We start from the raw sequence: 23426 nt of genomic DNA on the forward strand, positions 1-23426 counted from the left end.
GCGCCCGTTCAGCCCGACGGGTGCGCACGGCACATGGTAGGGCACAGTGTTCAAGACCCGTGCCGTTGCGTGAAATCCCGCACATTCTTTCGTTCAAAAATAATTACAACGAGTTGTCACAGGCCCCATAATCGTTTGGTGGCGGTTTGGGCCTTGTACTTGTCAGATAAACATGACAATCAGACAGAAAAACCTGACCGAGTCAGCCTTTTCAGACAAGGGGAATGCCCCATGACACGACCTGCGAACACCCCGGCGGGCGGCCCCGGAAAAAGCCTGAGGGCGCGGCTGCGCCGCAAGCGGCCCACCCTGCGCTGGAACATCCAGACCTTCATCGTCCCGGCGGTGCTGGTGGCCCTGTGGGGCGTGCTGCTGCTGGCCCTGTACCAGTGGAACGCCCGCAACGAGGCGGCCCACGTGCGCGAACTGGCGCTGTTGCAGGCCCGGGCGTTCTTTTCGCAGATCGTCTCCACCCGGGCCTGGAACGCGGCCCACGGGGGGGTGTTCGTCCTGGCCAGCGACCTGGGCCAGCCCAACCCGTGGCTGCCGCCCGACGAACGCACCCTGCTGGCCGCCGACGGCACCCTGCTCACGCGCATGAACCCCGCCTACATGACCCGACAGATCTCGGAATTTCTCACCTCCAGCCAGGGGGTGAGCTTTCGCATCACCAGCCTGCACCCCTTGCGGCCCGAAAACGGCGCGGATGCGTGGGAAACCGAATCGCTGCGGGCCTTTGGCCGGGGCGAGCGGGAAACTTTCACCCTGGTGCAGGCCCATGACGACGCCGGGCTCGACGCCGCTGCGGTCCCGGCCCATGCCGAGACGCGGCACAGCCCCAGCTTCCGCTACATGGCCCCGCTCATGGCCGACCGCTCATGCCTGGGCTGCCACCGCACCGCCGACGACACCGTGGGCGGGCTGCGCGGGGGCATCAGCGTGTCCATCGCGGCCACGCCGCTGCTGGCCCTGGAACGCCAGCGCCTGGATCAGATGGGCCTGGCCTATGCCATCATCGGGGTGGTGGGGCTGCTGGGCATCGGCGGGGCGTCGTTGCAGGTAAGCCGCAAGAAGGCCCTGGCCGAGGCGGCCAACCGCATGAAAAGCGCCTTTCTGGCCAACATGAGCCACGACATGCGCACTCCGCTCACCGGCATCATCGGCATGGCGGAACTGCTGTCCGGCTTCCAGCCGGGGGCGGCCACCGACCGGACCGACAGTCCCCCCATTCAGGGGGAACCGGGCGGACAGGGGGAGCCGGACGGACAGGGAACACCGGCTGCGACAACGCAGGCAGAAGAGGCCGCCGCCCCGCCCCGGGAACGCCGCGCCCGCTACAACGAATATCTTGGCCAGTTGCGCTGCGCCGCCGCGAACCTTCTGGAAATCGTCAACGACATCACGGACTTTTCCTGCCTGGAATCGGGCCGCATGCGCCTTGCGCCGCGCACCTTCCGGTTGCGCCCCTCGCTGGAGGCGTGCCTGGGGCTGTTCCGCTTCGCGGGTGAGCGCAAGGGGCTTTCACTGTCGCTGCACGTGGCCGAAAACGTGCCCGACGCGCTGTTGGGCGACGACTTCCGGCTGCGCCAGGCCCTGGGCAACCTTATCGGCAACGCGGTGAAGTTCACCCGTGAAGGGGGCATCGCCGTGGTGGTGAACCGCGTGCCCGCCCCCACCGGGTCGATGGCCCAGGCCGGGGCGGCCGACCCCACCGGAACGGGCGGGCGCGGCGTGCTGCTGCGCTTCGCCGTGGTGGACACGGGCGTGGGCATTCCGCCGGAACAGCAGGAATCGATCTTCGAGAGCTTCGTGCAGGGCGAGGCGGCCAGCGCCCTGTGCCTTGGCGGCACCGGCCTTGGGCTTGCCATCTCGCGCGAGATCGCGCGGATGCTGGACGGCGACATCGGCGTGTCCAGCACGCCCGGCCAGGGCAGCGAGTTCTGGTTCACCGCCCGCTTCGACGTGGCGGGGCCGTTCGGCAAGGACGACGTCCCCACCGCCTGCGAGGCTGCCCTGGGTTCGCAGGCCGACCCAGCCGGGGCCGTCTGGCATGTCGGTCCTTCCGCCCAGTCCAACCCGTCCGGCCCGCCCGGCCCTTCCGCCCTTTCCGGGCACGGCGGCGAAACCACACGCTCCGCCCCACCCGCCCCGCTCCGGCTGCTGGTGGCCGACGACAACCCCGTGAACCGCCTGTTCATGCAGGACGTGCTGCGCAGCGCCGGGCACGAGGTGGCCGTGGCCGAAGACGGCGTGCAGGCCCTGCGCCTGCTTGAGGAAATCCGACCGGACATGGCCCTGCTTGACGTGCGCATGCCCGGTTGCGACGGCACCGAGGTGGTGCGCCGCCTGCGCGCGGGCCAGGTGCCGGGCGTACCGGCGGGCCTGCCGGTGCTGGCCGTCACCGCGTCGGCCGTGGGCCGGGAAAGCGCGGCCCTGCTCGGCGAAGGCATGACCGGCTGCGTGTGCAAGCCGCTGACGGCGGCCATGCTGCTGGCGGCCGTGGCGGACGCCGCCGCCGGGGGCACGCCGCTGGAATGTCCCGGCTCCGGCGGCTACACGAACGGCATGCACCACTGGCGCGACGGCAGCGCCGGGGCCGACCCCGTGACCGGGGCCGCTCCGGCAAGCCCCACCCGGCACCCCACGCATCCGCCGTCCAGCGAGTTTGGCCAGCTCGGCCAGTTCGGCCAGTCTGACCAGCCTGCCCCCTCCGCTCCGTCCGCTCCGTCCGCTCCGTCTGGCCCCCCGCGCGACCACGCGGCTTCGGCCCCTGCATCATCAGACATCATGGACGAGGCCGCCGCACTGGATGCCCTGGGCGGCAACCGGCCCCTGTTCGTGAAGCTGTGCCAGGCCTTTCTGGACGAGGTGGCGACGCGGCGCGCCGCACTGGTGGATGCCGTGCATGGGGGACGGCGGCAGGATGCCCTGCGCGAGGCGCACGCCCTGCGCAACTCGGCGGGCATGCTGCGGCTCTCGGCCCTGCACGGGCTGTGCGACGCCATGGAGGCCGAGGCGGGCCGCGCCGCGCCGGAAGGCGCTGCGGGTTCCGCCGCCACCGCCGGGCCATCGGCCGACACTCTGGCCGACCTGCTGGCGCACCTGCTGCCGGTGCTGGACGCCGGGGTGGCCCGCGTGCGCGCCGTCACCACACGCGCGGCGACCAAGACGGACGCGCGGGTGGCCAACGCCGCCCCCGACAACGCCCCCGACACCGCAACGCCGGGAACCGCCCCGGCGAAGGAGACACCCCGCTGATGGCCCGCATACTGGTGGTGGACGACGAGGCCATGGTGCGCACCATGCTGCGCGAGGTGGCCGTGGGCATGGGGCACGAGGCCCTCACCGCCGCCACCCTGGAGGAAGGATTGCGCCTTGCCGTCTCCGACGAGCCGGACGTGGTCTACCTGGACGTGCTGCTGCCCGACGGCAACGGGCTGGCCCACGTGACCTCCTTCGGCCGCCTGCCGTGCGCCCCGGAGATCATCGTGGTCACCGGCTTCGGCGACGCCGACGGCGCGGAAACAGCCCTGCGCCACGGGGTGTGGGAATACCTGCAAAAGCCCCTGCGCGTGCAGGACATCACCCTTTCGCTGACGCGCGTGCTGGCCTACCGCGGCGGCAGAAGCAGGCGCGGGGCCAATGGGGGCAACGGAGGCGCGGCGCACGGAATGCCGGACGGGGGCGACGTTCGGGCAACGGCGGCACCGGCCGTGCCGCCCGCCCCGGCGCTGTACCGCGAGGGCATCGTGGGTTCCAGCCCCGCCCTCGTCGCCGCGCTGGACCTGCTGGCCGAGGCGGCGGCCAGTTCCGTCAACGTGCTGGTGCTGGGCGAAACCGGCACCGGCAAGGAACTGTTCGCGCGCGCCGTGCACCGCAACAGCGTGCGCGCCGCCGGTCCCTTCGTCACCCTGGACTGCGCCTCGCTGACCGAGAACCTGGTGGAAAGCCAGCTCTTCGGCCATGTGCGAGGGGCCTTCACCGGCGCGGACCGCAGCCGCGAGGGGTTGCTGCGCCTGGCCCACGGGGGCACGTTGTTCCTGGACGAAATAGGCGACCTGCCCCTGTCCATCCAGGGTGCCTTTCTGCGGGCGCTGGAGTTGCGGCGCTTTCGCCCGGTGGGGGCCAGCAAGGAGGTGGAAAGCGACTTCCGCCTGGTGGCCGCCACCAACAAGGACCTGCACGAAATGGTGCGGCTGGACATGTTCCGCAGCGACCTGCTGTACCGGCTGCGTGGCCTGACCATCACCCTGCCCCCGCTGCGCGAGCGCACGGAAGACGCGCCCGACCTGTGCCGCTGGGCGGCGGACCGCTTCTGCGAGCGGCACGGCCTGCCGCCCAAGCATCCGGCCGAGGACTTTCTGGAGACCGTGGCCAGCTACCCGTGGCCGGGAAACGTGCGTGAACTGGTGCACGCCGTGGAGCGCGCCTGCGCCGCCGCGCGCGACGAACCCACCCTGTATGCGCGGCAACTGCCCACGGAAATCCGGGTGCGGGTGGCCCGCGACAGGATGGACGGGCACGGCGCGGCCACGCCGCTGCGGCAACCCGGCCCCTTGCCCCAGGCCCCCACGGCCATGGGTGGGGACGCGCGGCCCCAGGCCGCACGGGCTGCCGCCGGGGGGACCGTGATGGCCCGGAGTATTCCCGCCGCACGAGACGCATGGGGTGCTCACGGCATTTCCGGCGCGTCTGCCCCGTCAGTCCCACCCGGCGCACCCGGCGCACCCAACCCTGCCGCCTCCACGTTCACGGGCTTCGCGCCCGATGCCGGGCCGCCCACCCTGCGCGCCCACAAGGCCGAGGCGGAACGCGCCTACGTGGCCCACATGCTGGCCCACTGCCGCGGCGACATCCGCGAGGCGGCGCGCCTGGCCGATGTCTCGCGCGGACACTTTTACGAGCTGCTCAAGAAACACGGCTTCGGCAAGGCCGACTGACGGGGGGCGGCCCGCTCGTCCCCCCCTTCCCCCCCGCGACCTGCCGCTCGGGCGTCAGCCCTGCCCGGCGTCGGCGCTGGCGTGCGCGACGGTCCGAAAGCCGCGCTGGCAGACGTCCCCCCCCCCCGGGTGCCGCCATGCCAACACGCGCCCGTCCTCCCGTCACCGCTGCCAACAGCCATCTTGCCGGACAACTTCCGCCAGCCCGCCACCGAATGGCGCGCCCGTCCGAACTTTTTTTCGCGGCCGCACCCGGCGGCCCCAAACGCAAAGCCCCCCTTCCGGCGCGGAGCGGGCAACCGGAAGGGGGGACAATACGGAGCCTGCCACGGGTGGGGGGAACCCGTGACGATTGTACGGTATGCCGCGCCAAGACAGGCATCCATTATTTTTGCATCTTTTTCATGAAAAGACCGGCCATGCGAAAATAATACGAAGCGGGCAAAAATATCACCCACCGCAATCGCAACACCGCTCGCCTGACACGCCAACGCATACCCCATCATCGTTCGGCATGCCCTGCCGCGCGCCCATGGCCGCCACCGCAGTGTCCGTGGCGATGAATCCCTTTCCGCCCCGCCGCGCGCCGCAGCCTGCCCGTCCGGCCGGGCCGGACGGGCAGGCTGCGGCGCAAGCGCGAAATCCTCCCGAAAAACCTGCCAACTTTGCGACTAACCCTATTGCGCAAGACAAGTGAAACAATGTATCGTTGCGTGTAGTAGTACCGTAAGAGCGGAAAGTGTGGGCACGCCCGCACCCAGCAAGGTATCAATACGCGCTCTCCAATCCGCGTTCACGGTGGGGGGGCCAAAGAGGAGGACTGTCATGAAGGAAAGGAAATCGCAAAAACGGCGCTGGCTTGCGTTCTGCGCGCTGGCCGCCGTGCTGGGGCTTGCTGTCGGGGTGCCGGCGCAAGCGCAGGAAGTGACGCTGAAGGATTCAGTCGTCAACACCCTTGAAACGCATCCTCGCCTCAAGGCCTTCCAGGAAAACCGCCAGGCCGCCGAACACGACGTTGACCGCGCGCGTGCCGGCTGGTTCCCGCGCCTTGACGTGCGCGGCGGCGTAGGCGTGGAGCAGTACAACGACCGCTCAACCCGCGCCACCAACAACGAAAACGACTGGTACGACCGCAGCGAAGGCTCGGTGACGCTCAGCCAGACCATCTGGGACGGCCTTGCCACCGCCAGCCGCGTGGACATCAACAAGAACAAGCTGGGTTCGGTGGACAACCGCCTCATCGACAACGCCGAAGCCCTTGGCCTGGACGCCGTGCTCGCGCACATCGAAGTGCTGCGCCAGCGTGAAATCGTCCGCCTTTCCGAAATCAACGTGCAGCAGCACGAGTCCATCCTGGGTTCGCAGCAGGAACGTTCGCGCATGGGCGCGGCCAGCGTTTCCGACGTCACCCAGACCCAGGGCCGCCTGGCCCGCGCCCAGTCCACCCTGACCGAATCGCGCGCCGCCCTGCAGGTGGCCGAGGCCGCCTACCTTCGCCTGACCGGCCAGATGGTGCCCGACACCCTCGGCCCGGCGGAAGCCCCCACGGCCACCCCGCCCAGCGCCGACGCAGCCCTGGCAGACAGCCAGTCCAGCAACCCCAAGGTGCAGGCGTTGATCGCCGACGTGCGCACCTCGGAAGCGGAAATCGACCTCGCCAAGTCGGGCTACCACCCCGTGATCTACGCGGAAGTGGGCCCCACCTACAAGGACCAGGTGGAAAGCAGCCGTGACCACGAATGGGGCACGGCCGCCATGCTGCGCATGAACTGGAACCTGTTCAACGGCGGCGCGGACATCGCCGCGGTGAAGGGCGCTTCCGCCCGTTCGCGCCAGAGCCGTCAGGAACTGCAGAACCAGATCGACGAACTGGGCCGCGAAACCCGCTCCACCTGGAGCCAGATGCTGTCCGCCCGCGAACAGCAGCGCTACTTCCTCTCGGCCATCGACTACAACGTGCAGACCCGCGACGCGTACATGCAGCAGTTCCTGGTGGGCCAGCGCAGCCTGCTGGACGTGCTGGACGCCGAAAACGAACTGTACAGCTCTTCCATCCAGGAAGTGACCGCGCGCATGAACGATGCGGGCGCCCAGTACCGCCTGCTGGCCCTTGGCGGCAAGCTGCTGGACAGCCTGGGCATCGACCGCGACGCCCTGCGCAAGAACACCGAGCAATAGCCGCTCCCGCAGAGAACGGCACCCTTGGGGCCGGTCGCAAGACCGGCCCCTTTTGCGTGGGCGAATGCGGGGTGGCGCGAAAACGGATGGAGGGCGACGGGTACGGTGCCATGCGCATGCCCGCATCAAGGCAAGGGGCCGTCCCACGATCCCGCAATGCAGACCCCGAACGCAACCGGGCAATCCGCTACCGCATGGCGGCATCGCATGACGCCAGCGGTAGTAATGTTTGCCCACCACGGGCCATCTACATCCCCCCTGTATTGTCCGCGTTCCTCCCACGCCCGGCGCGGTCCGCCAAACACCACGTCCCCCCGGCCGCGTGGAGCATGCACGCCGCGCGCAAGGCGATGCCTGCCGCGCACCTTCCGGAATGTCTGATTGGGCATGCCCCCCTGCGCATCGCCGCCGCCACGCGTCACACCCTAGCTCCGCGCGGCAGCCACCGGAAGGCCAGCGCCACCACCACTCGGCAGCCGAGGCCTACGGGTCTGGGTGGGCTGGCAGGAGCCATGGATGGCGCACACGGGCCATCGCCGGAAAAGGGGGCGGATATTCTGGAGTACTGGGCAGGCTGGGGGGGCCACAAGGTCAAGAACGCCCGCAACCGTGCCGCGCCGCTACAGCCCGCGCCACGCAAGACGCCCCGGCCGAGGCCGGGGCGTCCGTGTGTGCATGGTGTGCCGCCGGGGGCGGCGCGCCGGTTAGCTGTTTTCGGTGATGATCTTGTTGGTCAGGATGTGCTGCTCGATCTGGTCGAGGGTGTTGGTGTTCAGCGCATCCTGGATCACCACGTACTGGGTCTGGGCCCCGTTGTGCAGGGTGACCACCGCGTCGTTGGCGTCGCCGGGCAGGATGCCGCCGCCGACAGACACATCCGGGTTGTTGCCGATGAGCACGTCGCTGAAACGCAGCACGTCTTCACTAATGTTGAAGTCGGTCACGCGGTCCACCGCGCTGGTGGTGAAGTCTTCCGCGTTCCACACGAAGGTGTCGGCCCCAGTGCCGCCGTGCAGGGTATCGCTGCCCTGACCGCCGACGAGGATGTCGTTGCCCGCATCGCCGTAGATGGTGTCGTTACCGGCGTTGCCGTGCAAGATGTCGTGCCCGGCGTTGCCGTGGATGGTGTCGTCCCCGTAGTTGCCGAAGATGACGTCGTTGCCATTGCCGCCAGTCAGGGTGTCATCGCCGGTACCACCCAGATGGAAGTGGGCGCTGGAACTGCCGCTCACATCCCATGCTTCGGGGCTGGCATGCAACTGCGTGGCCGTATCGCCGATGTGCACGTTGAGGGTTGCGTAGTCGCTGTCAGTGGAACTGGCCAGCTTGTACACGAAGGCATCGTCGTTTCCGGCAGCGGCGTTACCATTGGCGTGGTACTCGTACTGGCCGAAGGCGTTGATGCGCAGCGTGCCGTAGTCGCCCACCACGTCGTGGTAGAGGCCGTCGTTGGCGATGGCCACGCCGTTCACTTCGGTCACGAAGGCCGTCTGCCCGCCGATCTGGTCGACAAGGTCGGTGCCCGTGTGATCGGTAACCACGTTCCCCAGCAGGGCCGCGCCAGCCAGGGCGTGGGTGAACACCACGTCGTCCACGAACACACGCATATAGCCGGGATTGTTGTTGGATGTTCCGTCAAGCACCTTCAAGGTGACCGTATAGTTTCCAGTGGCCCCGAAGGTGTGCGTAAACAGTCCGCTTCCCCCCGCACCAGAGGTCGGCGAGGTGAACGGGTTCAAGGTCACCGTACCGTCAGGCCCGCTGATGACCACAAGGAACTTGTCATCATCGTGGGGATTAAGACTACTCGATCCCTGCCGGAACGGCTCGGCACGCCAGTCAAAGCTCAACGTATCGCCTGCAGCAACAGAGAAGGTCTTGCTGCTCGTCACGGAAGCACCTGCGCCCCATTCGAGTTCAAGCATGAGTTCCCTGTCGCCTGCGGTGTTCACCCGGCTGACGTCTCCGTAATAGTCGTCATCAGTGCTCCAGCCGTTGGTACTGCTGCTGAACGTATCCGTGGTCACGCTGGTGCTGCCCGGCTGCGCCGTGGCGTAGTTGTCGTGCGCGTCCAGTTCGGCCGCGCGCAGGTTCAGGGTCAGGGTGGTGTTGGCCAGCGTGCCATCGGCGTCGCGGACGTCGTAGTTCACGATTTCCTGCCCAACGGGGTTCGTGCCCGGCGTGAACACGTAGCTGCCGTCGTCGAAGTCGATGGTCAGGATGCCCTTGTTGTCGCCAAGGTTGATGGCCACCTTGTGGTTGGCGTCCGTATCACCCAGGTCGTAGACGTTGCCGTCCACGGTCACGCTGTTCAGCGCAAGACCGCCGTCCGCGCCGCCGTTGTCGTTGGCCAGCAGGTTGCCGGTGGTCGGCACGGTGGTGAGCAACAGGGCTTCAAGCTGCGACAGGTTGGTGATCACTTCCACGGGGTTGGCTTCGGGGGTTCCGTCGCTGTCCCAGGCCACCCGTTCAAGCTGGGTCTGGCTTACCGCTTCGCCCATGCCGTAGGCGTACACGGTTTCGATGGGGGTGGTGGCCAGGAAGTTGTCCCACGCGGTGGCGTCGCCGCTGCTCAGTTCGTCGCCGCTGTTCGGGTTGCCGTCGGACAGGAAGTACACCACCGAGCGGTCCGCCGGGGGCAGGCCGTCTTCAAGCGCGGCGCGGGTGGCCGCGATGGCGTCGTCGTAGTTCGTGCCGCCACCGGCCTCGGTGTTGTTGTTGATCCAGTTTATGGCGCTGGTGGTGGAGTTGCCGCCGGTAAACCAGCCGCTGGCCACCGCGTTGCCGTCGAAGTCCACGATCTGCACGTTGACCGCGCCAAGGTCCTTGTAGGCCTCAAGCAGGGTCTGGATGGCCGCAACTGCGAGTTCGTACTTGGTGTCGAAGCCGCCGGGGCCGTCGGGGTCGCCGCCGCCCTCGTTCACGTTCGGCCCCATGCTGCCGGAAGAGTCGAGAACGATGACCAGGTTGGTGGTGATGCCGCCGCTGTATTCGTTCACTTCCGGGGCCGCCGTGGGACCGGCGTCGTCAACGCTGACGCTGACGGTGCCGTGCACGGTGTTGCTGGCCGTATCGGTACCGGTCACGTGGACATTGGTCACCACGATGTCGGTCGCGCCGTCGTCATGCAGCAGCGGATCGATCAGGGTGGCTTCCACGGTCACCTGCACCGACTGGCCGGTGGTGTACGGACCGGCTTCCGGAGCCAGGGTCAGGATGATGGCGGTTTCGCCGCCGATGCTGCCGATGAGGTTGCCGGTGCCGCCGTCCACGGTCCAGGTGATGGGCGTCGAGGGGTCGATGCCGCTCACCACGGGTTCGTGGCCCGCGCTGATGTCGAACGCGAAGGTCAGCGGTTCGCTGCCCGCCGTGAAGTCGAGGTCGCCGTTGTCGGTGTCCACGTCGCCGGGGTTGCTGCCCACGGCGTCCACGTCCTGCAACGAAAGGCTGAGATCGTCACCGCCGGTGGGCGGCACGATGATCGGCTTGTCATCGTCGATGATGGTGCCGTCTTCGCTGCCGTCCGCCACGGTGCCACCCACGAAGCCGTTGAACTTCGGGTTCTGGATGGTGATCACCAGGTCTTCATTGCTCTCGATCACGGTGTCGCCGAATACCTTCGCGAAGAAGGTCAGGCTGGTGGGCGCGCCGTAGTTGAAGGTCAGCGTGTTGGTGGCCGCGTTGTAGCTGATGCCGGACACGGCCCCAACGGCCGCCTGCAGCGCCGCCGCGAAGTCGTCGGCCGCGTTGGTGAAGTCGGCCAGGCCAGCCGTGCTGCCCGCCGCCGGGCCGGTGAGCTGGATGGACACGGTTTCACCGGGCTCCAACGCGTAGCCGCTGTAGCCCACGGTAAAGGCCAGGGGCGGCCCGTTCTCGCCAAGGTTGCCTTCCGGCACGATGTTTCTGACGTCGGCCGCATCGGTGATGGCCCACTGGATGCAGCGGCCCGAGTTCACCACGGCTGCGTCGGTGGCGGTGCTTTCCGCCTGGTTGTTGAAGTTGCCCCATCCTTCCCACGCGCCTTCCTTGGCAACGGCCTTGGCAACGAAGTCGTGCGCGCCATCGCCAGCGCCGTTCTGGGTCACGTGGATGGTCTTGTCGAGGGAACCGTTGGAGTCAATGTCCCACTTCACGGTACGGGTAGAGTTATTCCAGGTGCCGCCCGAGGCCGCGATTTCGGCCAAGTTGACGGAGAAGCCGCTGGGTATCTTCAGTTCCACCCAATGGTCTTCGGAGCCGTCGGTGTCGGCGAAGCTGGCGGTAACGTGCACGGTACCTGTTTCGCCAGTCTGGAAAGCCGAGCCGCCATCGCCGCTGTCGTTCACGTCCACGGTGATCACGGGCTTGTCGGCCACGGCGTCGATGGTCAGGGTATGCGTGTCGGTGGTGGAACCGGCATCGCCGCTATCCGGATCAATGAAGGTCACCTTGACTTCAACGGGGATGTCGCGGTCGCTGTTCAGCGTGGTCTTGACGTACAAGTGACCCATTTCGGCCACGCTCACCGAGGCGGATTCGCCCCAGCTGTCAAGCAAGATCTCGCGGTAACCGGGGTCGGACGGATCCTCGCCCACCACCAGGGTGAACGCCCTGCCCGCGAACTTGATCTCGGCTCCCGTCAGATTTTCGTTGTCTGCGTTGTTGAAGTCGATCCCAAGCTGCGTCTTGAAGATGGTCTCGTTGCCAACGTTGGCGTAAGGCTTCCAGTCTTCAAAGCCGCCGCCGGACACCTGCAGGCAGCCGTCCGCGCCGTCCACGAGCACGCGCACGGAATCGATGTCATATGCCTCGTTGTTGCCGTAGTTCCATTCCACGCCGCTGAAGCTGGTTTCCTTGGCAACGGCGATGGTCTTGAACTCGGTGTAGTAGCGGTCGTCGGTGTTGGGCACGCCCAGGGTGATGGGCAGGGAAACCGAGCCGCTGCCCGCGTCCACTTCGTCGGTCACGTCGTAGATGGCGTACAGGCGGCCTTCGACCCACTTGGTGCCTTCGCTGCCCGGGTAGTTCCAGCCGTGCTTGACCTCGATGCCCACGTACTGGCGCTCGGAACCGTCCTGGTAGTCGCCGAACGAGGCATTGAGGATCACGGTCATGGTGCCGCCGGGGTCGGCAGCCGTCGGGCCGGGGGTGTAGTCCACTTCGGCGTCGTGGGCGATGGGCTTGTCGGCCACGGCGTCGATGAACACGGTGTGCTGCGTGGTGTCGGTGCCTATGTCGCCGCTGTCCGGGTCGTGGAACACGGCGGTGACGGTGAGCTTCACGTCAACGTCGCTGTCCTTGGCGGGCATCAGCGTCACGTGGTCCTTCAGGTGGGCGGGCACGATGTAGTAGCCGCCGCCTTCACCATCGGGAACGAAGGTGGCTTCGCTGCCGAAGATCAGCACCTTGGCCGGGGTGTTCACGTCCACCGCGATGCGCAGGTAGTCGAGATGCTCGTCGTCCGCGCCGCTGAAGTGGAAGTCGAGGTCGATGTCCTTGGTCGAGAACGGGTCGTACCAGGGTTCGTTGACGTAAGCCTGCGGATCTTCGTAGCCGATCTGCTGACCGGTGACATAGATGTGGCCTTCGGCCGCGGCCACCCACACGTCGGTGGAGCCGAACACCAGCGAATTGTCGTTGACCGCCACGAGGCTGCCGTCCGCGTCGCTGTCCACGGCCAGCGCGCCGGTGACGAAGGTTTCCTTGTAGTCGTTGCCGCGCCCGCAGTGTTCGCCGTCGCCGTTGTAGCCCTGGTCGAGCGTGGCGATGACGGGGCCTTCGAACTCGCCGTTGCCTTCGTAGCCGCCGTTGCCTTCGTAGCCGCCGTTGCCACCGGGCACGTAGTCTTCGTCCGGGGCGTACAGGGTGAGGGTGACGGCCTTGGTGGCCAGTTCATGCGTCTGGCCCAGGCCGTCCACGGACTGCGAGGTGCCCACGATGCTCTCGTCGCCCACGGGGATGACGTAGTAATAGCCGGCGGGGTCGATGACGCCCAGGCCCTGCGTGGCAGAGGCGGGGATGTCCGCGCCCAGGGTCAGGAACTCGGAGAGGTCCAGTTCCACGCCGCCGATGTTCACGGTGTCATAGGTCCAGCCGTCCTTGGCCTCGATGAGCAGGAAGTGGCTTTCCGAACCATCCTGATAATCGCCGAAGGTGGCGGACAGGGTGATCTTGACCGCGCTTTGGGTGTGGTCGCCGTTGTCGTTCTCGGTGGGGTCGGCGGCCGTATGCTTCCACCACGGGCCGTCAGGGGCGTCGTGGGGGTTGTGATGCCAGAACGACCGCTCGTCGCCGCCATCGGAATCCATCACGCGGGCGGTGACCACTTCACCGTTGCCGCCGTCGCCGTTGCCGTGGTCGCAATAGAAGGGACCGTAGCTGACCGTTTCATGCAGGCCAATGGGCTGGTCGGCCACCGCGTCGACCACCGCCGTGAAGGTGAACGGCACGGTGCCGCTCAGCCCGGAGTCGGGGTCGGTGATGGAGGCGAAGCCGGAAAGCGGGATGTCGGTGCCGCTGTCCGCCAGGGGCAGCAGGGTCACGTCGTCGATGTCAGCCGCGGAAATGACGAAGTTGCCCGCGCCGTCCGCCGCCACGGGAACGCCGCCCACCAGCAGGGTGCCCGCGATGGGACCGGTGATGGTGATGCTGTCCAGCACTTCGTTGTCGGTGGGGGTGAAGATGAAGCCCAGCACCGCCTCGAAGGTCAGGGGCGAACCCAGGTGCTGATTGGGGGCCCAGTCTTCGAACACGCCCGCGTAGGCGCCCGGGGGAACCGCGTCGGGATGTTCGGGATAGTTGCCGTTTTCGCCGATGGTGGTGCTGATGCCCGTGGTCAGGTTGATCACCAGGGTGCCGGTGGCGAGATCAAGCGGACCCGCGTCTTCGATGCCCGGCAGGGCCGCCGTGCCGATGCCGGTGGTGCCCAGCGGGTCAAGGCGGTCCACGCCGCCGATCAGGTCGCCCGCGTCGTCGGCGTAGTCGCCCACGCCGCCGCTGCCCGCGGCAGCGCCCGCGCCAGGACCGGCGGCGGGCAGCAGGTCTTCGCGCAGGGCCGCGAGAAACGCGTCGCCCGGCAGCGACTGGCCGTCTTCAAGGTTGAAGGCGGGCAGCTGGTTGGATTCGAACAGGCCGAAGAAGTTGGAAAGGACGATGCGTCCGCCGTTCTCGAACAGGAACACGAGGTCCTGTCCGGATTGCTCGAGTTGGGCCGCCTCGGACGGGAAGCCCATTTCCAGCGTGGCGCCAGCAATGTTGTCGATGACGACCTGCTGGTTGGCCTGCGGCGTGTTCAGCCGGATGCGGGCGCCGGTGGGTGCCGCGCCCGCGGCGGTGGTAGTGTTCTGCGTAACCATGGCTTTCTCCCCTTGTTGGCGAAGGCGCGCTGCGACTCCGACCTTGCGTTGTGCGGGAATGCCGATCGGAATCCGATTCCGGGCGCGCCCCGCCTGCTTTCAGCCTGTTATCCGGTCATGCCGCTTTTCGTCCGGCTTTTCCGGAATCCCCAAATCCATCAGTAAATTTGTTCCGGGCCGTGCCCGCCATCCTGTTTTCTTAAGGAATGTCAGGTTGTTCTTTCATTCCTTCACGGTGCCGCCCGAATCTCGGGTGTTGTCCGGACAAGCCGGATTCGGGCCAGCGACTAACGGTTACTCTGCAACCGCGATGCCAACCCCGTTAGACCTGTAATACTGGTGTAATACACTATTTGCGCCTGCACGCAAGGCGGCTGGCCCGTCCGGTTCGTCCGGGCTGGCCGGGCTGGCCGGGCTGGCCGGTCGCTTGCTGCATGCCCGACTGTCCGAACGTCCAAGGGGGCGCGGAACGGCAAGGCGGGCCCGCGTTTCTTCCATATGTTGTGAACGCGGGCCGCACCGCTCACGGCGGGCCGCCCGTTGCCCACGCCCCTCCGCGCCCGCCAGCTTGACAGCGTCGCCGCGCGGGGCCTATCCATGACCCTTCAGGTGTCCTTGGACTTGATAGGGAATCCCGTGTGAATCGGGAGCGGACCCGCCGCCGTAAGCCCGCCAGAACGCCTGCTCCCCCGAGCGCCACTGGACCACGGTCCGGGAAGGCCGGAGCAGGTCGGGCAAGCCGGAAGACCTGCCTGATGCGTCATCGGCCATGCCCGGAAGGCAACGGGGCTTTTGCCCTTCCGGGACCGGCGGCCACGAACCGCGCGCCTTCGCGACTTCACCCCAGTGGCCCGCCGCGACTTCGGCGGACCGCATCGGGGCCGCACCGGGCCGCATCCGCAGTGTCCGCCTTCCGCCCATTGCCCGCCTGCCTCCTTCGGAGGTCCCATGTTCCATCTGTCTGACGGCACGCCCGCCCTGCGGCGGGGCGTCCTTTCGCGCGCGCGCCTGTGCGCGTCATTGTCCGCCTTCTCCCGCGCCCTGCCCCTGCCGCTGCTGGCGGCCCTGCTGCTGGCCCTGTGCCTGGCCCTGCCGGGCGCCGCGCTTGCCGGGCACGCTGGCGAAGCCGCCCGCAAGGAAGGCATCCTGCTGGTGGCCTTCGGCACCACGGTGGAAGAAGCCCGGCCCGCGCTGGACAACATCGAACGGCTGGTGCGCGCCGCGCACCCCGATACGGACGTGCGCTGGGCGTGGACGGCCCGGCAGGCCCGCGCCGCGCTGATCAGGGAAGGCAAACCCGCCGCCTCGCCCCAACAGGCCCTGGCCGACATGGCCGAGGAAGGCTTTACCCACGTTGCCGTGCAGTCGTTCCACACCATCCCCGGTGCGGAATTCCACGGCCTGCTGGCCACGGCCAAGGCCATGGAGGGCCTGCCCAAGGGGCTGACCCGCATCACCGTGGGTCTGCCGCTGCTGGCCTCCACCGACGACGCGGAATCCTTGGCCGTGGCCCTGAAGTCGCTGCTGCCCAAGGAACGCAAGCCCGGCGAGGCCGTGGTGTTCCTGGGCCACGGCAACCCGCACCACCCGGCGGCGCTATGCTACCCGGCCCTGCAGTTCTATCTGGCCAAGACCGACCCGCTGGCCTTCATCGGCGTGGTGGAGGGCTCCCCCTCGTTCGACGACGTGGCCGGGGCGCTGGCCGCCCGCAAGGCGCGCACCGCGTGGCTGGTGCCGCTGATGGCCGTGGCGGGCGACCACGCCCACAACGACATGGCCGGTGACGATCCGGAATCGTGGGCCTCGCAGTTGCGCGAACGGGGCATCACCCCGCGCCCGGTGCTGCGCGGCACCGCCTCGTCCGACGCCGTGGTGCCCATCTGGCTGCGCCACCTGGACGCCGCGCTGGAGCAACTGAAACAGTAATGGATAACGCCACCGTTCCCCGATCCGTGCCGCAACAGGCGCGGACCGGGGCCGCGCGGCAGCGCCGCGCCCTTCGCATCATCCTGCTGGCCGCCCTGTGCTGGGCGGCCACGGTGGTGCTGGCCTGCCTGTTCGGGCCGTTCCGCATTCCCGTGGACGACGTGCTGCGCGCGCTGGCCGAACTGGCGCTGCCGGGCGCGCTCACCGGCGGGGCAGGCCCCGCGCCAGACGCCACCCACATGTTGGTGGTCACCCGCATCCGCCTGGCCCGGGTCTGCCTGGCCCTGCTGGCGGGCGGCGGGCTGGCCGTGGCCGGCACGGTGTTTCAGGGCGTGCTGCGCAACCCCCTGGCCGACCCGTTCACCTTGGGCGTGTCCGGCGGCGCGGCCTTTGGCGCGTCGCTGGCGCTCACCCTGGGCATCGGCCCGCTGACCGCGTGGCTGGCCATGCACCTGCCCGCGCTGGCCGGGCTTTCGCCGCAGGCCCTGCTGCCGCTGGCCGCGCTGGCCGGGGCGCTGGCCTCGCTGGGCGCGGTGCTGCTGCTGGGCGGTGCGGCCGGGGGCGGGGCCTTTCGCCGCGAAACCGTGGTGCTGGCGGGCGTGGTGGTATCCACCGTGCTCTCGGCACTGGTCTCGCTGGTCAAGGCGCTGGACGAGGAATCGGTGTCCAGCATCGTGTTCTGGATCATGGGCAGCCTGCAGGGGCGCGGCTGGACACACGCGGCGGTGCTGCTGCCGTGGCTGGCGCTGGGCCTCCTGCTGGTGCTGCCGCGCTTTCGCGAACTGGACATCCTGGCCCTGGGCGACGTGCAGGCCCGGCAACTGGGCATGGACACGGCCCGCGTCCGCCTGCAACTGCTGGTGGGCGCCAGCCTGATCACGGCGGGCTGCGTGGCGGTGAGCGGGGTCATCGGCTTCGTCGGGCTGGTGGTGCCGCACCTGGCCCGGATGCGCCTGGGCGCGGCGCACGGGCCGCTGCTGGCGGCCGGATGGTTTGGCGGCGGCATGCTGCTGGCCTGGGCCGACGTGCTGGCCCGCACCCTGCTGCCCGGCGGGGCGGAGTTGCCCGTGGGGGTGGTCACGGCGCTGCTGGGCGGGCCGTTCTTCTGCCTGCTGCTGGTGCGCGGCGGGGGTGACGGACGCGGCCCGGCAACCCTTCCTGCCGACCATGTCCCAGCCCCATCCCCGGACGTTGCTTCGGCTGCGGCTTCGGGTCCATCTCCGATTCGGACCCCGGCGGGGGGCGCGGAATGATCGAACTTTCCAACGTGCATGCCGGGTACGGGCGGCTGGCGGACACGCGTTCCGACGCGGGCGACGTGCTGCACGGCGTGTCACTGTCCGTGGCCCCCGGCGAACTGGTGGGCCTGCTGGGTCCCAACGGCAGCGGCAAGACCACCCTGCTGCTGGTGCTGTCCGGCGTGCTGGCCCCGCGCACGGGCACGGTGACGCTGGACGGCGCGCCCCTGCGCCGCCTGCGCCCGCGCGAGCGCGCCCGGCGCATTGCCGCCGTGCCGCAGCGGCCGGAGCACATCCCCGACCTGGACGCCCTGTCGCTGGTGCTCATGGGCCGCTACCCGCACACCACCCTGCTGCGCGGCTACGGGCCGGAAGACCATGCCGCCGCCTGGGCGGCCCTGCGCCACACCGGCTGCGCCCACCTTGCCGCACGCGGCGCGCGCACCCTGTCCGGCGGCGAGTTGCAACGGGTGCTGCTGGCCCGCGCGCTGGCCCAGGGCGCGGACACCCTGCTGCTGGACGAGGCCACGGCCGGGCTGGACGTGGCCCGCGCGCTGGACATCCTGGATTTGCTGCACGCCCGGCACCTGGCCGGGGCGCGCATCGTCGCCGCCGTACACGACCTGAACCTGGCCGCGCTGTACTGCACCCGCCTGATATTCCTGAAGCACGGCCGTGTTGTGGTGGACGGTTCCGTGGAGCGCACCTTCACCGCCGCCGTGCTGTCAGAGGTGTACGAGACGCCGGTGGTTGTGCGGCCGCACCCGGTAACCGGCGCACCGCAGGCCAGCTACGTGCCGGGCGCTGCCCGCGTCGGCCTGCCCATGGACGCGGCCTCCGGCGATTACGTGCACAACGCGCCGGGTGCGGCACTTTCGAAATCTGAACTGGCACTGTCCGGCTTTTCCGGACTCGCATGCGCCGCACCCGGCAAGCCGGATACGGTGCCAGGCATGTCCGGTGATTGCACACTCGCGCCACGCGCCCCGGCGGGGAAAGACAATGGCTGACCGCACGCCGCACGCCGTATCGGCCCGCACCCGCCTGACTCCACGCCCGGCGTCGGGCATGCCGCTTCCGGCGTGCACCCTTCGTTCCGGCCGAACGCTCGTCCCGCTTCTGCTCCTGTTGCTGGCCCTGGCGGCGGGTCTTGCCACGCCTCCGGCCGCCCGTGCGAACCAGTCCGGCCAGCCCGGCGTGCCCCCCAACGCAGCCCACGGCCCGGACGCCGCCACTCCGCCCGGCGGCCCCGTGTCCATCACCGATGACACCGGGCGAGAGGTGCGCCTGCCCCATCCAGCCCGGCGCATCGTGGCCCTGTACGGGGCCTTCAACGAACTGCTGGCGGCCATGGACCTGACCGACCGCATCGCCGCGCGCACCGCCGCAGACCAGGAGCCCGCCGCCATCCGCCTGTTGCCGGTCATCGGCACGCACATGCGCCCCAGCCCGGAAATGGTGGCCGCCGTGGCCCCGGACCTGGTGTTGCAGATGGAGGGCCGCCGCGAGGCGGGCGAGGCCGTGGAAGGTCTGCGCGCGCTGGGCATTCCCGTGGCGGTGTTCCGGGTGGGCTCGTTCGATGAACTGTTCGGCGTGCTGCGCCGGGTGGGCGCGCTGACCGGCGAGCCGCAACGCGCCGCCGGGCTGGAAGCGGCCCTGCGCGCCAGGCTGGACGCGGTGGCCGCACGGGTGGCGGATCGGCCCCGTCCCACCGTGTTCTTTGAGGTGCGCCACCCCAACCTGCTGGCCGCCGGGGCCGATTCCATCGTCACCGACATCATCGCCCGCGCGGGCGGCCGCAACTGTGTCACCGCCGAAGGCCGGGTGGCCCGCCTGAGCGAGGAAGAGTTGCTGCGCCTGAACCCGGACGTCTACCTGCTGCAACGAGGCCCCATGAACCCGGAGCCGGAGCCGCCCGCCGCGCGGCCCCACTATGCCGCGCTGGCCGCCGTACGCGCTGGCCGCGTGCGCGACGTGGACGAGGCCCGCTACTCCCGCCCCGGCCCCCGCGCCGTGGACGCCGTGGAGGAGCTTGCCCGGTACCTGCACCCCGATGTATGGGGCACCACCCCGGCCATTCCCGCCCCCACGGGCGGGCAGGCCGCTCCCTGAAAAAACCTGTCGCCCGAAACGGGCCGACCGCGCCATATCACCCTCAAGAGGTTTCCCATGCCCGCCTTCAACGATACTTCCCGGCCCGCCTGCGGCACCCTGTTCGGCATCGGCGTCGGCCCCGGCGAACCGGACCTGCTCACCCTGCGCGCCGCCAACGCGCTGTCGCGGGTGCACGTGGTGTTCGCCGCCTCGTCCACGCGCAACGACTACTCGGTGGCGCTGGACATCGCCCGTCCCCACCTGCCCGCCGACGCGCGCATCGAGACGCTGGGCTTTCCCATGACCCGCGACAGGGGCGCGCTGGCCGCCGCGTGGGAGGCCAACGCCCGCGCCGTGGCCGACACCCTGCTCAAGGGCGAGGACGCCGCCTTCCTGACCCTGGGCGACCCGCTGATCTATTCCACCTTCGGCTACCTGCTGCGCACCCTGCGCCGGGTGGCCCCGGACCTGCCCGAAGACGCGGTGCAGGTGGTGCCGGGCGTCACCTCGTACCAGGCTGCTGCCGCCCGCACCCGCACCATCCTGTGCGAGGCGGACGAAACCCTGCTGCTGGTGCCCGGCGTGAACGGCACGGACAAACTGGCCGCCGACGTGGCGGGCGCGGACAACGCCGTGATCCTGAAGGCGTACCGCAAGTTTCCCGAAATCCGCCGGGTGCTGGACGAACAGGGCGCGGCGGAGCAGGCGGTGTTCGTCTCGCGCCTGGGGCTGCCGGGCGAGGTCATCGCCCCCTCGCTGGCCGAGGCCCCGGATGCGCCGCACTACCTGACCCTGCTGCTGGTGCCCAAGGCCCGTACCGGCAACGATTCCGGCGAGGCATAACCCCCCCCCCCCGGCCCCCATCCCATTTCCGACAATGCCGAAGGGCCGCCCGTTTCCCACGGGCGGCCCTTGTCCATGCAAATCCGGGCAAGTCCGGGCAAGTCCGGGCAAGTCCGGGCAAGTCCGGGCAAATCTGGGCAAGTTGGGCAAAACCGGACAAAGCCAATCTTCCCCTGCCCCACGCTCCTCCCGTCCAACAATCCGAGCCATCTCGCGCCCCCTCCGTCTCCCCTTCCCCGACCGGCTTCCACCGCTGTCCCGCCGTGGCCTTGCACGGCGGGGGCTGCGCGATGAAGACGGCGCGTGAAATACGCTGCGGCGGCGCTGGCAAGGAAGCGCGCGGGGGCCGAAGGGAGTGTACTCTCGTACATGACCGAGCCCCACCGCCCCCACTACCCGCTGACGCCGCCAGCGCCGTCGCAACTGTTTCCGCTCCGGATGCATCGCCATCACTCCTCCCCAACCTTTCCCCATGTCCTTCCCGGCGTTCCTCCACGCCCTGCTTTCCACTCCCCGCTCCGCCACAAACGCCAACGGGCCGCCCGGCATCGCCGGACGGCCCGTCCCTTTGCATCCATATATAATGTATGTGGCGCTACGCGCCGCCTATCCCTGCTTCAACTGCTCCACAAGCTGCCGCAACTCCTGCCCCATGCGGGCCAGTTCCGCCACGGCCTGCGCCGACTGCTCCATGACCTCGGCCGTCTCGGCCGCGATGCGGTTGACCTCTTCGGTGCCCCGGTTGATCTCCTCGCTGGCCGCGGACTGTTCCTCCGCCGCCGTGGCGATGGCCCGCACCTGGTCGGCGGTTTCCTGCACCACGTCCACGATGACCCGCAGCGAATCCCCGGCCATGGTGGCCAGTTCCGTGCTGCGCCCCACCGACATGGACGCCTCTTCCATGCCCCGCACGTTCTCGCGCGACGAGCCCTGGATGGCCCGCACGGCGTCGCCCACTTCCTTGGTGGCGTTCATGGTCTTTTCGGCCAGCTTGCGCACCTCGTCGGCCACCACGGCAAAGCCGCGCCCGGCGTCACCGGCGCGCGCAGCCTCGATGGCCGCGTTCAGCGCCAGCAGATTGGTCTGGTCGGCAATGTCGCTGATCACGTTCAGGATCTGGCCGATGGACTCGGCCCGGTCGCCCAGTTCGTGCAGGCTGCCCCGGAGCAGGGCGGTCTTCTCGTTGACGTCCTCGATGGCCTCCACCACCGAACCCACGATACCCGACCCGTCCTCCGCCTGACGGCGAGCCTTTTCGGCGTTATCCGCGGCGGACGACGCGTTGCGGGCCACTTCCATGACCGTGGAGTTCATCTCTTCCATGGCCGTGGCGGTCTCGCCGGTGCGCTCGCGCTGCACGTCGGCGCCCCGGCTGGCCTGCTCGATCTGCGCGGAAAGCTCTTCGGCAGCGGAGCCCACCCGGTCCACGATGACCTCCAACTGCGAGGCGGCCTGGTGCATGCCCTCGCTCTTGGCCCGCTCTGCGGCGGCGCGGGCGGCTTCCGCCTCGGCCATGGCCCGGCGGGCCTGTTCGCCCTGCTCCTCGGCCTCGCGAGTCTTCTGCTCGGCGGTCGCGATCATGGTCTTCAGGCGGTCCACCATGGTGCGCAACGCGGTGGCCAGCGTGCCGATCTCGTCGGCGCGGGCAAGGTCCAGGTTGCGCGAAAGGTCGCCCTCGGCCACCGCGCTGGCAAAGGCCACGCCCTTGCCCAGGGCCCCCACGATGTTGCGCACGATGAAAAAGATGACCAGACCCACCAGCACCAGGATCACCGTCGTGGCCACGCCGCTGACGTTGCGGATGGCCGCGATGGGATCGCTGATGTCGCTGTCGTCCACCGTGACGCACAGGATCCACCCGGTGTAGGGCTCTTCCGCGAAGTAGGCCAGCTTGGTCACGCCCTGCCGCTCGTAGCTGATGCTGCCGGAGCGCTTGGCCAGCACCTGCTTGCCCCAGTCTTCCTCGCTGATGTCCACCTTGAAAATGCGCGAGGCGTCCGGGTGGGCCAGTATCTTGCCGTTCTTCGCCACCAGGAAGGCATACCCCGTCTTGCCGACCTTGATGGGGCTGATGAATTCCTTGGCGTACTTGCCAAGGTCAACCGAGCCGTAGACAACGCCCGCCACCTTGCCGTCCACCTTCATGGGCGCGGCCACCACCACCACGGGGGTGTTGGTGGTCATGCTCATGAGCGGCTCGGACACCGTGGCCTCGCCCTGCATGCCGCGCTTGAAGTAGTCGCGGCTGGCGCGGTTGTCCTTGCCCACGGACTCGTCCAGGTTGCTGGCCACCACCACGCCATCCGGCCCCAGCACGTTGACCACCTGGTACACGTCGTAGGTGGCCACCACCTGGCGCAGGGCCTCGTTGGCGCGGCGCGTCACGGCGGCCCTGTCGCCGCCGGGGGGCACGCGCAGCACGTCGATCAGCACGTTGCGGGTGGCCTGCGAGGCGATGTCGTCGCGCTGGTCCTGCACGCGCCGCCCAAGTTCACCCACGGCCGCTCGCGTCATCATCTCCGACTGGGTGGTAATGGCTTCGAACAATGCTTCTTTCGACACGGAATAGGAAAGCCACGAGGAAACGACCATGCCGATGAGCACCAACCCCAGCGTCGGCACCAGAAAACGATTGCGAAGATTCCAACCCATGGAGCACCTCGCCCTGTTGCAGCCCTCCCCCGAGAGCGCCGCAGCTACCCGTCAGGGTGCCAGCTTACCATTACCCACGGCGCAGCGATAGACCCGTGGACCAACAAAACGGGATACGGCGCGAACAAACGGGGCCGGACGCAGGTCCAGCCCCGGAAAGCATGCGGAGAAGATGCAAGGGCACCCCGGATTTCGGGGGGAATGGCATGCGCGCCACGAGC

10 protein-coding genes and 1 riboswitch are annotated in these 23426 nt (G+C 68.8%); of the genes, 8 read left to right on the plus strand and 2 right to left on the minus strand.

Annotated elements, in window-relative coordinates; all coding sequences use genetic code 11:
- Positions 1–231: 231 nt before the first annotated feature.
- The 3 genes from RVX_RS14410 to RVX_RS14420 all read left to right on the plus strand — a co-directional run bounded on the left by RVX_RS14410 (position 232) and on the right by RVX_RS14420 (position 7118).
- On the plus strand, positions 232–3258 hold the full coding sequence (locus tag RVX_RS14410) for an ATP-binding protein (RefSeq protein ID WP_116307901.1): 3027 nt from the start codon (positions 232–234) through the stop codon (positions 3256–3258).
- Entirely contained in the window at positions 3258–4940 is a 1683-nt protein-coding gene (locus tag RVX_RS14415; RefSeq protein WP_116307902.1) for a sigma-54-dependent transcriptional regulator, read from the plus strand. The genes RVX_RS14410 and RVX_RS14415 overlap by 1 nt, the downstream gene beginning before the upstream one ends.
- Before the next feature lie 825 nt (positions 4941–5765).
- Positions 5766–7118 carry a TolC family outer membrane protein gene (locus RVX_RS14420; protein ID WP_116307903.1) on the plus strand — a complete coding sequence of 451 codons (1353 nt, stop codon included), beginning with the start codon at positions 5766–5768 and terminating at the stop codon, positions 7116–7118.
- A 704-nt stretch (positions 7119–7822) separates the two neighbouring features.
- Here RVX_RS14420 and RVX_RS14425 read toward each other — a convergent pair.
- On the minus strand, positions 7823–14452 hold the full coding sequence (locus RVX_RS14425) for a VWA domain-containing protein (protein ID WP_116307904.1): 6630 nt from the start codon (positions 14450–14452) through the stop codon (positions 7823–7825).
- Between the two features lie 590 nt (positions 14453–15042).
- A riboswitch (cobalamin riboswitch) is annotated at positions 15043–15223 on the plus strand.
- A gap of 177 nt (positions 15224–15400) precedes the next feature.
- On the opposite strand from RVX_RS14425, the gene RVX_RS14430 reads away from it, so the two are divergent.
- Genes RVX_RS14430 through cobI form a run of 5 tightly spaced genes read left to right on the plus strand, consistent with a single transcriptional unit; the run spans position 15401 to position 20553 of the window.
- Complete coding sequence (locus RVX_RS14430; RefSeq protein WP_116307905.1) at positions 15401–16378, plus strand: sirohydrochlorin cobaltochelatase; 978 nt, start codon at positions 15401–15403, stop codon at positions 16376–16378.
- On the plus strand, positions 16378–17631 hold the full coding sequence (locus RVX_RS14435; RefSeq protein ID WP_116307906.1) for a FecCD family ABC transporter permease: 1254 nt from the start codon (positions 16378–16380) through the stop codon (positions 17629–17631). The genes RVX_RS14430 and RVX_RS14435 overlap by 1 nt, the downstream gene beginning before the upstream one ends.
- Positions 17628–18626, plus strand: coding sequence for an ABC transporter ATP-binding protein (locus RVX_RS14440; RefSeq protein WP_116307907.1), 999 nt, complete (start codon positions 17628–17630; stop codon positions 18624–18626). Before RVX_RS14435 ends, RVX_RS14440 begins: the two co-directional genes overlap by 4 nt.
- Complete coding sequence (locus RVX_RS14445; protein WP_230404794.1) at positions 18619–19728, plus strand: ABC transporter substrate-binding protein; 1110 nt, start codon at positions 18619–18621, stop codon at positions 19726–19728. The genes RVX_RS14440 and RVX_RS14445 overlap by 8 nt, the downstream gene beginning before the upstream one ends.
- Before the next feature lie 57 nt (positions 19729–19785).
- Positions 19786–20553 carry a precorrin-2 C(20)-methyltransferase gene (gene cobI / locus RVX_RS14450; RefSeq protein ID WP_116307908.1) on the plus strand — a complete coding sequence of 256 codons (768 nt, stop codon included), beginning with the start codon at positions 19786–19788 and terminating at the stop codon, positions 20551–20553.
- Between the two features lie 606 nt (positions 20554–21159).
- Here the strand turns inward: cobI and RVX_RS14455 are convergent.
- Positions 21160–23205: a methyl-accepting chemotaxis protein gene (locus tag RVX_RS14455; RefSeq protein ID WP_116307909.1), complete on the minus strand. Its 2046-nt coding sequence runs from the start codon at positions 23203–23205 to the stop codon at positions 21160–21162.
- Between the last annotated feature and the right edge of the window lie 221 nt (positions 23206–23426).

This window comes from Nitratidesulfovibrio sp. HK-II, assembly GCF_003402415.2.
Taxonomy (GTDB): Bacteria; Desulfobacterota; Desulfovibrionia; order Desulfovibrionales; family Desulfovibrionaceae; genus Cupidesulfovibrio.

What these genes read in the sequence shown, in the direction of transcription:
- RVX_RS14410 (WP_116307901.1), top strand. Translation starts at nt 232, where the DNA reads ATGACACGACCTGCGAACACCCCGGCGGGCGGCCCCGGAAAAAGCCTG.
- RVX_RS14415 (WP_116307902.1), top strand. Translation starts at nt 3,258, where the DNA reads ATGGCCCGCATACTGGTGGTGGACGACGAGGCCATGGTGCGCACCATG.
- RVX_RS14420 (WP_116307903.1), top strand. Translation starts at nt 5,766, where the DNA reads ATGAAGGAAAGGAAATCGCAAAAACGGCGCTGGCTTGCGTTCTGCGCG.
- RVX_RS14425 (WP_116307904.1), bottom strand. Translation starts at nt 14,452, where the DNA reads ATGGTTACGCAGAACACTACCACCGCCGCGGGCGCGGCACCCACCGGC.
- RVX_RS14430 (WP_116307905.1), top strand. Translation starts at nt 15,401, where the DNA reads ATGTTCCATCTGTCTGACGGCACGCCCGCCCTGCGGCGGGGCGTCCTT.
- RVX_RS14435 (WP_116307906.1), top strand. Translation starts at nt 16,378, where the DNA reads ATGGATAACGCCACCGTTCCCCGATCCGTGCCGCAACAGGCGCGGACC.
- RVX_RS14440 (WP_116307907.1), top strand. Translation starts at nt 17,628, where the DNA reads ATGATCGAACTTTCCAACGTGCATGCCGGGTACGGGCGGCTGGCGGAC.
- RVX_RS14445 (WP_230404794.1), top strand. Translation starts at nt 18,619, where the DNA reads ATGGCTGACCGCACGCCGCACGCCGTATCGGCCCGCACCCGCCTGACT.
- cobI (WP_116307908.1), top strand. Translation starts at nt 19,786, where the DNA reads ATGCCCGCCTTCAACGATACTTCCCGGCCCGCCTGCGGCACCCTGTTC.
- RVX_RS14455 (WP_116307909.1), bottom strand. Translation starts at nt 23,205, where the DNA reads ATGGGTTGGAATCTTCGCAATCGTTTTCTGGTGCCGACGCTGGGGTTG.